Origin of the sequence: Corynebacterium nuruki S6-4 (assembly GCF_007970465.1) — a bacterium.
Classification (GTDB): domain Bacteria; phylum Actinomycetota; class Actinomycetes; order Mycobacteriales; family Mycobacteriaceae; genus Corynebacterium; species Corynebacterium nuruki.
The window spans coordinates 1,678,301-1,690,966 of record NZ_CP042429.1 but is presented as its reverse complement, the minus strand read 5'-3'; the positions used below and the strand labels follow the sequence as shown (position 1 = coordinate 1,690,966).

At 70.7% G+C, this 12,666-nt stretch carries 13 protein-coding genes and 1 tRNA gene; 9 read left to right on the top strand and 5 right to left on the bottom strand.

All coding sequences use genetic code 11. The features are described from left to right. Positions 1–5 precede the first annotated feature (5 nt). Positions 6–887, top strand: coding sequence for an aldo/keto reductase (locus FSW06_RS07625; RefSeq protein WP_010121051.1), 882 nt, complete (start codon positions 6–8; stop codon positions 885–887). Positions 888–917: 30 nt separating this feature from the next. Then, positions 918–1,925 carry an HtaA protein gene (locus FSW06_RS07620; protein ID WP_238525975.1) on the top strand — a complete coding sequence of 336 codons (1,008 nt, stop codon included), beginning with the start codon at positions 918–920 and terminating at the stop codon, positions 1,923–1,925. 255 nt (positions 1,926–2,180) lie between these two features. Here the strand turns inward: FSW06_RS07620 and FSW06_RS07615 are convergent. The 3 genes from FSW06_RS07615 to FSW06_RS07605 all read right to left on the bottom strand — a co-directional run bounded on the left by FSW06_RS07615 (position 2,181) and on the right by FSW06_RS07605 (position 5,652). Next, positions 2,181–2,254: transfer RNA gene (locus FSW06_RS07615), tRNA-Pro, on the bottom strand. A 106-nt stretch (positions 2,255–2,360) separates the two neighbouring features. Next, positions 2,361–3,374, bottom strand: coding sequence for a metallophosphoesterase (locus FSW06_RS07610; protein ID WP_010121048.1), 1,014 nt, complete (start codon positions 3,372–3,374; stop codon positions 2,361–2,363). Positions 3,375–3,486: 112 nt separating this feature from the next. Beyond that, on the bottom strand, positions 3,487–5,652 hold the full coding sequence (locus FSW06_RS07605; protein ID WP_010121046.1) for a transglycosylase domain-containing protein: 2,166 nt from the start codon (positions 5,650–5,652) through the stop codon (positions 3,487–3,489). A gap of 494 nt (positions 5,653–6,146) precedes the next feature. Between FSW06_RS07605 and FSW06_RS07600 the strand changes: the two genes are divergently transcribed. From FSW06_RS07600 to FSW06_RS07590, 4 genes are all read left to right on the top strand, one after another. Beyond that, positions 6,147–6,524, top strand: a complete 378-nt coding sequence (locus FSW06_RS07600) for a WhiB family transcriptional regulator (protein ID WP_010121045.1) — start codon at positions 6,147–6,149, stop codon at positions 6,522–6,524. A 17-nt stretch (positions 6,525–6,541) separates the two neighbouring features. Beyond that, entirely contained in the window at positions 6,542–6,694 is a 153-nt protein-coding gene (locus tag FSW06_RS14510; protein WP_010121044.1) for a Sp36 family protein, read from the top strand. Position 6,695: 1 nt separating this feature from the next. Next, entirely contained in the window at positions 6,696–7,169 is a 474-nt protein-coding gene (locus tag FSW06_RS07595) for a RidA family protein (RefSeq protein ID WP_010121043.1), read from the top strand. Positions 7,170–7,308: 139 nt separating this feature from the next. Next, the gene (locus FSW06_RS07590; RefSeq protein ID WP_010121042.1) at positions 7,309–8,145 is read left to right on the top strand and encodes an MBL fold metallo-hydrolase; all 837 of its coding nucleotides are present in this window, start codon (positions 7,309–7,311) and stop codon (positions 8,143–8,145) included. A gap of 114 nt (positions 8,146–8,259) precedes the next feature. Here FSW06_RS07590 and FSW06_RS07585 read toward each other — a convergent pair whose 3' ends face one another. Further along, on the bottom strand, positions 8,260–9,543 hold the full coding sequence (locus FSW06_RS07585; protein ID WP_010121041.1) for a multidrug effflux MFS transporter: 1,284 nt from the start codon (positions 9,541–9,543) through the stop codon (positions 8,260–8,262). A gap of 45 nt (positions 9,544–9,588) precedes the next feature. Between FSW06_RS07585 and FSW06_RS07580 the strand changes: the two genes are divergently transcribed. Then, entirely contained in the window at positions 9,589–10,140 is a 552-nt protein-coding gene (locus FSW06_RS07580) for a MarR family winged helix-turn-helix transcriptional regulator (RefSeq protein WP_010121039.1), read from the top strand. A gap of 247 nt (positions 10,141–10,387) precedes the next feature. Here FSW06_RS07580 and glxR read toward each other — a convergent pair whose 3' ends face one another. Further along, positions 10,388–11,071 (bottom strand): CRP-like cAMP-activated global transcriptional regulator GlxR, encoded by a 684-nt coding sequence (gene glxR / locus FSW06_RS07575; protein WP_010121037.1) that lies wholly within the window; start codon positions 11,069–11,071, stop codon positions 10,388–10,390. A gap of 145 nt (positions 11,072–11,216) precedes the next feature. Between glxR and nth the strand changes: the two genes are divergently transcribed. Together nth and FSW06_RS07565 are read left to right on the top strand one after the other, a co-directional pair. After that, entirely contained in the window at positions 11,217–11,960 is a 744-nt protein-coding gene (gene nth, locus FSW06_RS07570; RefSeq protein WP_139024504.1) for an endonuclease III, read from the top strand. Continuing rightward, positions 11,957–12,661 carry a TlpA family protein disulfide reductase gene (locus FSW06_RS07565; protein WP_010121035.1) on the top strand — a complete coding sequence of 235 codons (705 nt, stop codon included), beginning with the start codon at positions 11,957–11,959 and terminating at the stop codon, positions 12,659–12,661. The genes nth and FSW06_RS07565 overlap by 4 nt, the downstream gene beginning before the upstream one ends. Positions 12,662–12,666: the final 5 nt, after the last annotated feature.

Below are 12,666 nucleotides of genomic sequence, written 5' to 3'. Positions count from 1 at the left end.
GCGCTATGGCACAGACCACAGAAACGACACAGACGACAGAGGGCGGCACGGCGCCTGCCCGGCTCACGCTCCCCGAGATCGGCTTCGGGACCTACAAACTCCGCGGCGAAGCCGGGGCGGCGGCCGTCACCGGAGCACTGGAGCTCGGTTACCGGCTCGTCGACTCGGCCTACAACTACGAGAACGAGGGGACGGTCGGCGCCGGCATCCGGGCCGCCGTCGAGGCGGGTACCGTCACCCGCGACGAGGTGATCTACACCAGTAAACTGCCCGGCCGGTACCAGGAGCGGTCGGACGCCCTGGACACCGTCGCCGAGAGCGTCTGGCGCAGCGGCATCGGCCCGGTCGACCTCTACCTCATCCACTGGCCGAACCCCGCCCAGGGGCACTACGTCGAGGCGTGGAAGGCGCTGCTCGACGCCCGCGAACAGGGGCTGGTCCGCCACGTCGGGGTGTGCAACTTCCTGCCGGAGCACCTTGAGGCACTGCAGCGCGAAACCGGGGAACTGCCCGAGGTCAACCAGATCGAACTGCACCCGGCGTACCCGCAGACCGCGGCCGTCGGCGGCACGCTCGACTGGAACCTCGACCACGGCATCACCGTTGAGGCATGGAGCCCGCTCGGCCGCGGGGCCGCGCTGGACGCCGCGCCGGTCACCGCCGCGGCCGAGGCCCACGGGGTGACCGCCGGTCAGGTGGTCCTCGCCTGGCACCGGGCGCGCGGGGTGACCGCCATCCCGAAGGCGGCCCACCGGGACCGGCAGCGGGAGAACCTGGCGTCGCTGTCGGTGACGCTCTCGGACGAGGAGGTCGCGGCGATCACCGCGCTCGGACGCCCCGACGGGCGGCTGAAGGGTCAGGACCCCGCCATCTACGAAGAGTTCTGAGGTTAGCCTCACCAGGTTAGAATGTGGGGTATGACGTTCCTACCCCGCACCGGGGCCGTCTCCGCTACAGCCGTTGTGGCGTCCGGCCTGCTCCTGTCCGCACTCACTGTCCCCGCTGTCGTCGCCGCCCCCGCGGCATCGGCGGCGATGCCCACCGTCCCCGACTCCCTCCCGCTCTTCCCCGAGGTCACCGAGAACCCGCAGATCACCGTCACCCGTGAAGACGGCACCCCGGTCACCGGGGAAACCCCGGTGCACCGCGGCGATGTGCTCCTCGTCCACGGCAACGGCTTCTCACCGGAGGCCAACCGGGGCGGGTTCGTCATGCCGGTCCCGCCCGGGACCGCGAACGGTGTCTATGTCCTCTACAGCGGATTCGGGGAGACCTGGCGGCCGTCCGAGGGTGCGCCGGGGGAGGCCCGCACCCACCCCCACGACCAGCTCGCCTGGGTTCTCCCGGACGACAGTCTCGCCGCCCTGCCCACCGCACCGGTCGACATGCGTACGCCCATCGCCCGCGAGGCGCAGCGGATGGAGGACGACGGAACCTTCACCGCACGCCTGACCGTCGACCCGCCCGCGGAGACGCCGGGGGACCGGTTCGGCGTCTACGTCTACCCGGCCGCCGGCTCGGTCAACGCCGCCGAGGAGATCTACGTCCCGGTGCCGTTCTCCACCGGACCAGGACCGAATACGCCCGCCCCCGCCAGTCCCGATCTCGTGCTGGACGCCGACCTGGTCGCCCGTGCCGCCGAGGCCGCCCAGGGCGGGCTGAAGGGTCGGGACGGTGCGGTGGTGCTCGATGACGGTCGGGTCGGGTTCACCGCGGACGGCTCGGTGGGGAGTACGGAGCGCTACCGGGGGACCGTCCATGCGACCGCCCGGTTCTCTCTGGTGGACGTGGCCCTGCGCGACCCGTGGATCGAGACCCGCGCCGACGGCACCCGGGTGCTCACGGCGGAGGTCTCGGACTCCTGGAATTCCTCCACCGACGCGATGCGCCGGGTGGACCTGGGGCCGGCGGGCGCCCTGATCTGACCCGGGCTGGCACCGGTCGGCCGGTCGTCCCGAGGACGTCGTGGTGACCCGAGCTGACCCGGATCGGTCAGTTCCGTCGGGCCAGAACCGCAGAATCGGGTCAGCTCGGGACAACTCCGGCTGAGTCGGTGCGTCGCGCGTCAGCGGCGGGTAGTCAAAACGACGTCACGGCGTGACCCTGACCCGACTCCGACCATGCACAACGAAAAACACCCTCTGACCTGCTGTGCAGGTCAGAGGGTGTTTCTCTGGCTGTCGGGGTAGCGGGATTTGAACCCACGACCTCTTCGTCCCGAACGAAGCGCGCTGCCAAGCTGCGCCATACCCCGGTCTGGAACGGCAGCGGCTGTCTCGCGGACATCCGTTGTCGCAACGACTTAGAACTATAGACGTCCCGCCGAAGACAGGCAAAACACCAGGTCATCAGCGATATTGTCAGGCGGAACGTTCCACGACGTTGATCAGGGTCGCCGACGGTCGGCAGAAGAGCCGGACCGGGACATACTTCGAGGTGCCCAGCCCGTTGGAGACGTGCAGCCACATCCGCTCGGACCACCGGGAGGCGCCCGCGACCCGGGAGCGGTCGATGCCGCAGTTGGTGACGACCGCCCGCCCGCCGGGCAGGCACAGCTGACCGCCGTGGGTGTGGCCGGCGAGCACCAGCTGGTAGCCGTCGGCGGCGAAGTCGTCGAGGACCCGTGGCTCGGGGGCGTGGGTGAGGCCGAGGGCGAGGTCGGCGTCCGGATTCGGGCCACCGGCCAGGGAGGCGTAGTCGTCCCGGTCGAGGTGCGGATCGTCCACCCCGCCGACGGCCAGGCGCAGTCCGCCGGCGGTGAAGTCGGTGCGGCGGTGGGTGGCGTCCTGCCAGCCGTGTTCGATGAACGCCGCGCGCATGCCCTGCCACGGCAGGTCGATGTCGCTCGGCGGATTCTTCTTCCCCAGCAGGTAGTTCACCGGGTTCACCGGGTGCGGGGCGTAGTAGTCGTTGCTGCCGAAGACGAAGACGCCGGGGAAGGACAGCAGCGGGCCGAGGGCGCGCAGCACCGCGGGAACCGCCTCCTTCTCGCCGAGGTTGTCGCCGGTGTCGACCACGAGGTCCGGCTGCAGGGCGGCGAGGGAGGCCACCCAGCGCTGCTTGAGTCGCTGGTGGGCGAGCATGTGGAGGTCGGAGACATGGAGGATGCGGAAGGCGTCGCCGGCGGATCCCGGCTGGCCGTGGACCCCCTGGGTCTCTGCCCGGTCGCGGCGGCGGGCGAAGGTCTCCGGCGCCAGTGCGGGGACGGTGACCTCGCGCAGGATGAAGTCCCTGGTGCCGAGGATGCCGCCGGCCAGGGTGGCGAGGCCGGCGCCACCGGCCACGGCGGCGGTCGTGGCGAGGGTGTGGACGGGGCTCCGGCCGGCGGTACGCGCGGATCGGTCGGTCGGGCGGTGTTCTCGACGGGTGATCACCCGGCTGAGTCTACCTGCGCGCGGCCGGGGCGGGACCGGGGTCGGGCACGGGCCGGACCGGGTGAGTCAGCGTGAGGCGGGGCGTGACAGGGCGTGACGGGCCGGTCGTCGGCTACCTGACGGGGCGTCCGGTCCCGTGGAGGAAGCGGGGGTCGGCGGCGGGCAGCGGGGCGGCGCCACCGTACCGGTCGATGACGGAGTTGGCGGCGGTGAAGAAGGCCCGGGCGGGTTCGCCGCCGCCGAACAGGTTCCCTGATGCGCACTGCCGCAGCGGGTCGGTGCACAGCTGCTGGACCTGCCAGCCGTCGTTGAAGGCGTAGGACGCCCCGGCGAGCCCCGGGGTGAACCCGAGGAACGCCGCGGAGAGGTTGGTCTCGGTGGTGCCGGTCTTGGCGGCGACCGGGCGGTTCCACCCGGTCGCCTTCGCGGCACCGCCGGCGGTGCCGGTGCCGGCGTCCCCGGTCATGCCGGCGGCGAGCGAGTCGGCGACTTTCGGGTCGAGGACCTGCTCGCAGGGGGTCCGGTCCAGGTCGACGTCGTGGCCGGCGGAGTCGGTGACGGACAGGACGGGGTCGGGTTCGCACCAGCGGCCGTGGTCGGCGAGGCTGGCGGAGACGTTCGCCAGTTCCACGGGGTTCACGGACACCGGCCCGAGGACGAAGGACCCCATGTTCGTGTTCGTGGCGGACTCGACCATGCTGAGGTCCGCCTCGTCGCCGCTGAGGCCGGCGCTGCCGGGTTCCGCCAGGGAGCGCAGTCCGAGCCGGGCGGCGAGGTCGGCCACCGGCCCCACTCCGATCCGCTGGGCGAGGCCGACGAACGGTGTGTTGGGGCTGGTGGCGAGTGCCTCCCGGAGGGTCATGCGGGGGGCGAAGTTGCCGGTGTTCTCGACGCAGTACTTCTCGGCCGGACAGTAGTCGGCGCCGCCGCTGCCCATTCCGGAGACCTCGATCCGGCGGGGGACGTCGAGGACGTCGTCGAGTCCGACCATGCCCCGTTCCATTCCGGACGCCGCGGCGAAGAGCTTGAAGATACTGCCTGCACCGTTGCCTTCGGTGGCGTGGGTGAGCGGCAGGACGGTCTGGCCGGCGTCCTCGTCGAGTCCGTAGACCCGGGAGGAGGCCATGGCCACGACCTCGTGCGAGTTCTCCCGCGGTGCGATGAGGTCGGTGGTGAGGGCGACGCCGGGGGTCGCGGGGTCCGCCTGGCGCCGGGCGGCGTCCACCGCCGACTGCTGGGCGGCGGGGTCGAGCGAGGTCCGGACGGTGTACCCGCCGCCGGCGAGGGCGGCGGAATCGAGTCCGTGCTTGTCGAGCCAGGAGAGCGCGTAGTCGCAGAAGAACCCGGCGTCGCCGGCGCTGATGCAGCCCTGGGGTTCGACGGTGGGGGAGTCGGTGAGTCCGGTGTCGGCGAGCGACTGTCCGGCGTAGGTGTCCCGGTCGGCCGGGGAGAGTGTGCCGGCGGTGACCATGGCGTCGAGGACGGCGTTGCGCCGGGCGAGCGCATCGTCGGGACGGGAGTAGGGGTCGTGCAGGGACGCGGACTGGACGATCCCGGCGAGCAGTGCGGACTGGGGGACCGTGAGTTGGGCGGCGGTGGTGTCGAAGTAGGTCCGCGCCGCGGCCTCGATCCCGTAGGCGCCGTGGCCGAACTCGACGAGGTTGAGGTACCGGGTGAGGATCTCGTCCTTGGAGTAGTTCCGGTCGAGATCGATGGCCATCTTCATCTCGCGGAGCTTGCGGGCGAAGGAGGTTTCGGTGGCGGCGGTGCGCTCGTCATCGTCGTCGGCCTCGATGAGCAGGAGGTAGTTCTTGATGTACTGCTGGTCGAGTGTGGAGGCGCCCTGGGCCACGCCGCCGCTGGAGAGGTTGGCGGTCAGGGCGCGGGCGGTGCCGCGCAGGTCCACCCCGTCGTGGTCGTAGAAGCGACGGTCCTCGATCGCGACGATGGCGGCTTTGGCTGAATCGGCGATGTCGGCGGAGTCCGCCTGGTAACGGCGCTGGTCGTAGAGATGGGCGATCGGGGTGCCGTTCCGGTCGGTCACGGTGGTGGCCAGGGGCAGGGAGCGGTTCTCGTCGATGTCGGAGAGGTTCGTGTTGACCGTGCCGGCGGCCGTGTTGACGGTCCATCCGGCACCGCTGAGCAGGGGAATCAGGGCTGCTGCGGCGAGAATTCCACCGATCAGGACGGCGGCGGCCAGGGTGGCCGCGGCACGCGCGCGGGGCGACCCGGTCGCTGTCGGCGACCGGCGTTCCGGTGCGGCGCTGTGATATCCCACACGCCAACCCTATCGGACGGGCGGACAGGAGCGTCCGGATGCGCCCGCCCGGCTGTGGTGTCCGGGTGGGCGTCCGGAGTCTGCGGGGACGCCGACACCGGACCGGGGGTGACTTACGGGGGTATTCAGGTAACGGTCCGCGGAGCGGTTGTGACGCGCGTGATGTTCGGGGTCCGAACGCGTCGGCGGAGGATGTCGGGGAGTCCGGGTCGAGGGTGGGCGGATCCGGGAACGGGGGCGAGTGACCTGCCGGTTCGCACAGATCGAACTGCGCCGATCACGGGAAATTCCGCAATTCTGTGGTGGGAATCACAATTCGGGGGTAGGGGCGGACCGCCCGGTCGGTGACGTGTCCCACACTGCGCAGCCCTGTGAGCCATTCGACACTTCTAAATCTAAGTGAATAGACTTACACACAATTTCCGAACGCCCCGTCCGGGGCACTCTCCGATCACCGGTTCCCACGGTGACGACAACACAGCGGGAGGCCTGCCATGACTGCATCGCTCGACCACGACCAACTCCTGACCGCGCCCGGCGGCGCCGCGGACGGGGTGGTCCGGCGCACCGCCGACCAGCTCACCACGCGGGAGTCCTTCACCCACCGCGGGGAGTGGATCACGCAGGCGCACTGCCGCAACGTCGATCCGGAGGAGCTGTTCGTCCGGGGCGCCGCGCAGCGCAAGGCCGTGGCCATCTGCCGGCACTGCCCGGTGGTGCTGCAGTGCCGGGCGGACGCCCTCGACAACAACGTCGAATTCGGCGTCTGGGGCGGGATGACTGAACGTCAGCGCCGTGCGCTGCTGCGCAAGCACCCCGAGGTCGACAGCTGGGCCGACTTCTTCGCGGGCCAGCTCGAGTCGGCGCACTGACCCTTATACTGGCGCCCATGACTCAATGGGAATACGCCACCGTGCCACTGCTCACCCACGCCACCAAGCAGATCCTGGACACCTGGGGTGAGGACGGCTGGGACCTGGTGACCGTGCTGCCCGGGCCCACCGGAGAACAGCACATCGCCTACCTGAAGAGGGAGAAGTAGCGTGACCACCACCGCGTCCGCCCGCCTCACCGAGCTGGGCCTCACCCTCCCCCCGGTCGCCGCCCCGGTCGCCGCCTACGTGCCGGCACTGCGCAGCGGGGACCTCGTGTTCACCTCGGGCCAGCTGCCCTTCATCGACGGTGAGCTGCCCGCCACCGGCAAGGTCGGCGACGGGGACAGTGCCGCCGTCACCGCGGAGCAGGCGAAGGATCTCGCCCGCACCGCGACCCTCAACGCGCTCGCCGCGATCGACGACCTCGTGGGACTCGACGAGGTCGTCCAGGTGGTCAAGGTCGTCGGATTCGTCTCCTCCGCCGCCGGTTTCGGCGGCCAGCCCGGTGTCGTCAACGGCGCCTCGGAACTCCTCGGCGAGGTCTTCGGGGAGGCCGGCGCCCACGCCCGCAGCGCGGTGGGGGTCGCCGAACTGCCGCTCGACAGCCCGGTCGAGGTCGAGCTCATCGTCCGCGTGCGCTGACCGCGGCGTCCCGGCAGTCCCGGACGGTGCCGGACAGTGCCGGACGGTGCCGGACGGTGCCGGTCAGGGGGCGGCGCGCTCCCCCGGGGGTGGTGAGTTCCGCTGCCCGTCCTCCGACGGTGGCACTAGACTCGCGGGCATGGAGCATCCCGCGTACAGCCAGCTGCGTCCCGTCACCCCCTCCACCGGCGTCGTCCTGTGTGACAACCCCAGCTACTCCGCTCTGGAGGGGACCAATTCCTGGATCGTCCGGGCGCCCGGCGACACGGTCTCCGTCGTCATCGATCCGGGTCCGCAGGATGAGGGGCACCTCAATGTCCTGCGCAGCCGGGCGACCGAGGGGGGTGCGGAGATCAGGCTGATCCTGCTCACCCACCACCACGGGGACCACGCCGACGGGGCCGAGCGGTTCCGGCAGCTCACCGGTGCCCCGGTCCGTGCGGTCTCGCCGCGGTTCTGTCACGGTGCTGAGCCGCTCGTCGACGGCGAACTCATCGGGTTCGACGGGCTGACGCCGACGATCGAGGTCGTGGCGACCCCCGGCCACACCGACGACTCGGTGTGTTTCTTCATCCACACCGATGGTGGGGCGGCCGGCACCGATGCCGACGTCGAAGGCATCGTCAGCGGGGACACGCTCGCCGGGCGGCACACCACCATGATCTCGGAGACCACCGGTGACCTCGGGCAGTACATCGCCTCGCTGAAGAAGCTGGACGCGCGCAGTCACGGCGTGCACCTGCTGCCCGGGCACGGTCCGGACCGGGCGGACGCCGCCGAGGTCGTCGAGAAGTACATCAACCGTCGCGAACAGCGGATCCGCCAGGTCACCGCCGCCGTCGACAAACTCGGTGCGGACGCCACGGTGGGGCAGATCGTCGACGAGATCTACACCGACGTCGACCCGGTCCTGCGGGACGCCGCGAAGCAGTCCACCCGCGTGACCCTGAGGTACCTGGGCTACAACGCCGATTAGCCGAATCCTCCGCGGCGGTCGGGTTCGCGAACCGGGGTGCGGCCCTGTCGGGTTCGCGAACCGACGTGCGGTTTGGAGTCGGGAAATTCGACCTGTCGGTTCGTTCCGCCGTCGTCAGATCTTCGTCGGACACGCGGCGATCGCGAGGTTGCCGATCACCGAGGCGACGAGCATGGTCACCGCCAGCGGGGCGGCGTCCATGTCTCCGCCCAGGCCCACCAGGGGTGAGGCGATACCGGCCAGTCCGAACTGGAGGAAGCCCAGCAGGGCGGAGGCGGAACCGGCGGCCCCGGGGACGGCGTCCATCGCCAGCGCGGTGGCGTTGCCCAGGACGAGGCCCAGGGAACCGACGACGAAGACGAGGGGGACCGCCAGCGACAGCGGCGGGGCGTCGACGAGGACGAGCAGGCCGAAGACGAGGACGCCGAGCAGGTTGATGCCGAGTCCGGCGCGCGCCGCCGACCGGATGCGGAACCGCCGGGTGAGGTTCGCCGCGACCATGCTGACCAGCATCAGCACCAGGGCGTTGAGACCGAACAGGAGGCCGTACTGCACGGTGCCGAGGCCCATGAGGTTCTGGTAGAGGAACGGGGACGCCGAGATGTAGGCCATCATCGTGGTGAAACCGAAGGCGAAGGCCAGGGTGGCGGTGAGGTAGGGGCGGGAGAACAGCCGGCGCAGCGTGCCGGGCTGTGCCGTCGCTGTTGTCGCTGACGGATCCTGGTCAGCGGCGGCAGTGGCAGCGTCCTGCCGCGTCCGCTCGGCGGGACCGTGCGTCTCCGGGACGAAGGTCAGCGAGCACACCAGGGCGAGCAGGCCGAGGCCGGCGACGATCCACAGCAGACCGCGCCAGCCGATCGGGTCGGCGAGGGTACTGCCGAGGAACGGGGCGATGACCGGGGCCACCCCGCCGACGATCATCATCAGGCTGAGTGCCCGTGCCGCCTCGGAACCGTGGTAGCGGTCGGAGATGACCGCGCGGCCGATGACCATGCCCGCCGCGCCGGTGATGCCCTGGATGAGGCGGAGGGTGATGAGCAGCCAGAGTGAGGGGGCGAGTGCAGTACCGATACTGCACAGCAGGTAGATCAGGGTGCCGAGGAGGAGCGGGCCGCGGCGTCCCAGCCGGTCGGACAGTGGGCCGAAGATGACCTGGCCGACGGCGGCGCCGATGAGGAATGCGGTGAGGGAGAGCTCGGCGCCGGAGGTCGTCGTGTCGAGGTCGCCGACGATCTGGGGGAGTCCGGGCAGGTACAGGTCGGTCGCGAAGGGGGCGACGGCGGAGAGGAGCGCCAGGGTGAGCAGCAGCGGGGTGGAGATCGTCCCGGAGTTGGACGGAGTGCCGGACGGAGTGCCGGGCGGGGTCGTCGGTGTGCTGTCGCGGGCAGCGGAAGTCATGCACAATTCCTATCTATGATTTAGTAGCTATGTTAGCGTAGAAGAATGTGTGCAGATGTCAACCCGGGGACAACCGACCCTGCTGAGCCTGCTGACTCTGTCGGCCCTGCAGACTCCGCCGACCTCGCTGACCTCATCCTGCGGGTCGCGCGGCGAATCCAGGCGCTCGAGGTCCGGGAGTCCGGCGGCGTCGCCCTCACCCATCTCGAGGCCATGGTCATGTCGCGCATCGACGACGAGCCGGGTGTGACCCCCAAGACGCTCGGCACCGAACTCGGCCTGCGCAGCAGCAACACCAGCGCTGCCCTGCGGTCACTGGAGGGCAAGGGTCTGATCACCCGGATTCCGGACGCCGCGGACGGGCGGGTGACGAGGATCCACCCCACCACCCTCGCCGCGGAGAACCTTTCCCAGGTCCGTCAGGTCTGGCGCCGTGCACTGGCCCCGGCGCTCGGTGACGGACCTGACGGCGACGGAGCCGGGGTCCGGGTCGGGGATGGAGCCGGGGGTGTTGCCGGGAACGTGGCCACAGATATGGCCGGGGACGTCGCCGCCGCCATGCGGGTGCTGCAGCGGATCAGCGGGGAACTCGGCTGAGCGGGGGTCGTGGCCCTGCACCTGGTCAGGCGCCGTCAGATACATCCACCTGCTGTCCGAGGAGTCCGGCGCCTGTCCCGGCGTCGCCGGACAGGCCGTCGCGTCCGGCCACCGGAAAAGTTCGGATCCCGCAGTGCCCGACCGGGGCCGGAGACGACACTGACCGCGCCAGGGTGGGCAGGTGTGTCACCCTGACGCGGTCAGGCCGGATGTTCCGGATGGCTGCAGATTGCTGCAGGCCGCTGCGCTACCGGGCGCGCTTGGCCAGGCGTTCGGTGTCGGAGATGAGCACCGACTTGCCCTCCAGCCGGATCCAGCCACGGTGCGCGAACTCGGCCAGTGCCTTGTTCACCGTCTCGCGGGAGGCGCCGACGAGCTGGGCGATCTCCTCCTGCGTGAGGTCGTGGTGGACGCGCAGGGCACCACCCTCCTGCACACCGAACCGGTTCGCCAGCTGCAGCAGGGCCTTGGCCACCCGGCCCGGCACATCGGTGAAGATGAGGTCGGCCAGCGAGTTGTTGGTGCGCCGCAGGCGGCGGGCCAGGACCCGGAGCAGCTGATCGGCGATCTCCGGGTGGGCGTGGATCCAGTCGTGCAGCATGTGGGAGTCCATCGAGGCGGCCTTGACCTCGGTGACGCACACCGCCGCGGAGGTCCGGGGACCCGGATCGAAGATCGACAGCTCACCGAACATGTCGGAGGGGCCCATGATCGTCAGCAGGTTCTCCCGGCCGTCGGGTGCGTGGCGGGCGAGCTTCACCTTGCCGCTGATGATGACGTACAGCCGGTCGCCCGGTTCACCCTCGTCGAAGATGGTGGTGCCGCGAGGGAACGTGACGGAATCGAGCTGTTCGATGAGGGCGTTGACCGCCGCCGGATCGACACCCTGGAAGATCCCGGCGCGGGAGAGGATCTCTTCTGCTTCGCCCATTGCGCGTATAACTCCTGTGAAAGCTCTTCGGCCCGTGACAGGTTAGTCACAACGGCCGCGGAAAATGGTTCACCGCACAGACTACAACCTGCGGAGCGTTCATGTGGTACCAGGGGGGATTCCGCCGACGGTTATGGTGGTGGACATGTCCACTCTGCCTCATACGGCATCGACCACCGCCGTCGCGTCCCGACGCGGGGAGACCCCGCTCGCGCGGACCCGGCGCACCCGCCGGATCAACCGTCTCCTGGCCAAAGAATACCCGCACGCCCGGTGCGCCCTCGACCACACCACCCCGTTGGAGCTGCTGGTCGCGACGATCCTGTCCGCCCAGTGCACGGATGTCCGGGTCAACCAGGTCACCCCGGCGCTGTTCGCCGCCTACCCGGACGCCGCCTCCTATGCGGCGGCCGACCGGGCGACACTGGAGGAGTACATCCGGCCGACCGGCTTCTTCCGGAACAAGGCCGGCAACCTCATCCGGCTCGGGGCCGCGCTCACCGCCGACCACGGCGGCGAGGTGCCGGACACGATGGCCGAACTCGTCGCCCTGCCCGGGGTGGGGCGTAAGACGGCGAATGTGGTGCTGGGCAACGCCTTCGGCGTCCCCGGGTTCCCGGTGGACACCCACGTCGGCCGCGTCGTGCGCCGGCTCGGGCTCACCGAACAGACCGATCCGGTGGCCGTGGAGCGGGAGATCACGGCGATGGTCGAGAAGAAGGAGTGGACCATGTTCTCCCACCGGCTGATCTTCCACGGCCGCGCGGTGTGCCATGCACGCCGGGCCGCCTGCGGGGCCTGCGTCCTCGTCCGGCTGTGCCCGTCGGCGGGCACAGTGGGGCCGATGGATCCGGCTGCGGCCGCCGATCTCGTGAAGGAGCAGGCGTGAGCAGCAGGGTGCGGACCGTTGTTCTGGTCCTCGCGGTCGTCATCGGACTGGCGGTGGCGGCGGTGCCGATGGTCATCTCACTGGCCGGCTCCGGTGATGATCACGCAGCCCCGGCCACCTCGGGTGCCGTCTCCGGCGGGCTGGCGGGACAGGGTGTCCCGGTGACCGAGGCCCCGGACGCGGGGTCGTCCCCCGATCCGTCGGGGACGACGTACACGGTGGCGGCGGGCAGCCGGGCGGACTGTCCCGCACCGGCACCCGGGGCGGCGTCCGGCACCGGTGAACTGGGCGGGGTCTCACTGTCCTGTCTCACCGACGGCGGCGGCCACGGCAGTGTCGATCTCGGCGCGGCACTGGCCGGGCGCCCGACCCTTGTCAACGTGTGGGCGTGGTGGTGCCAGCCGTGCCGGGCCGAACTGCCCGTCCTGGCGGAGGCCGCGGCGAAGCACCCGGAGTGGAACATCGTCGGTGTCCACGCCGCGGAGCGGGGGCAGGCCGGTGCGGACATGCTGGCGGATCTGGGGGTCCGGCTGCCGAGCTACCAGGATTCCGACGGGGCCGTCGCCGCGGCCGCCGCACTGCCCGCGGTCGTCCCGGTCTCGGTGATCTACCGGGCGGACGGTTCACGCGTCACGCTGCACCCCGGTGAGCTGCACTCCGTCGCGGATGTTGAGGCGGTCCTGGGCGGTGCCGCCGGGTAGGGTGG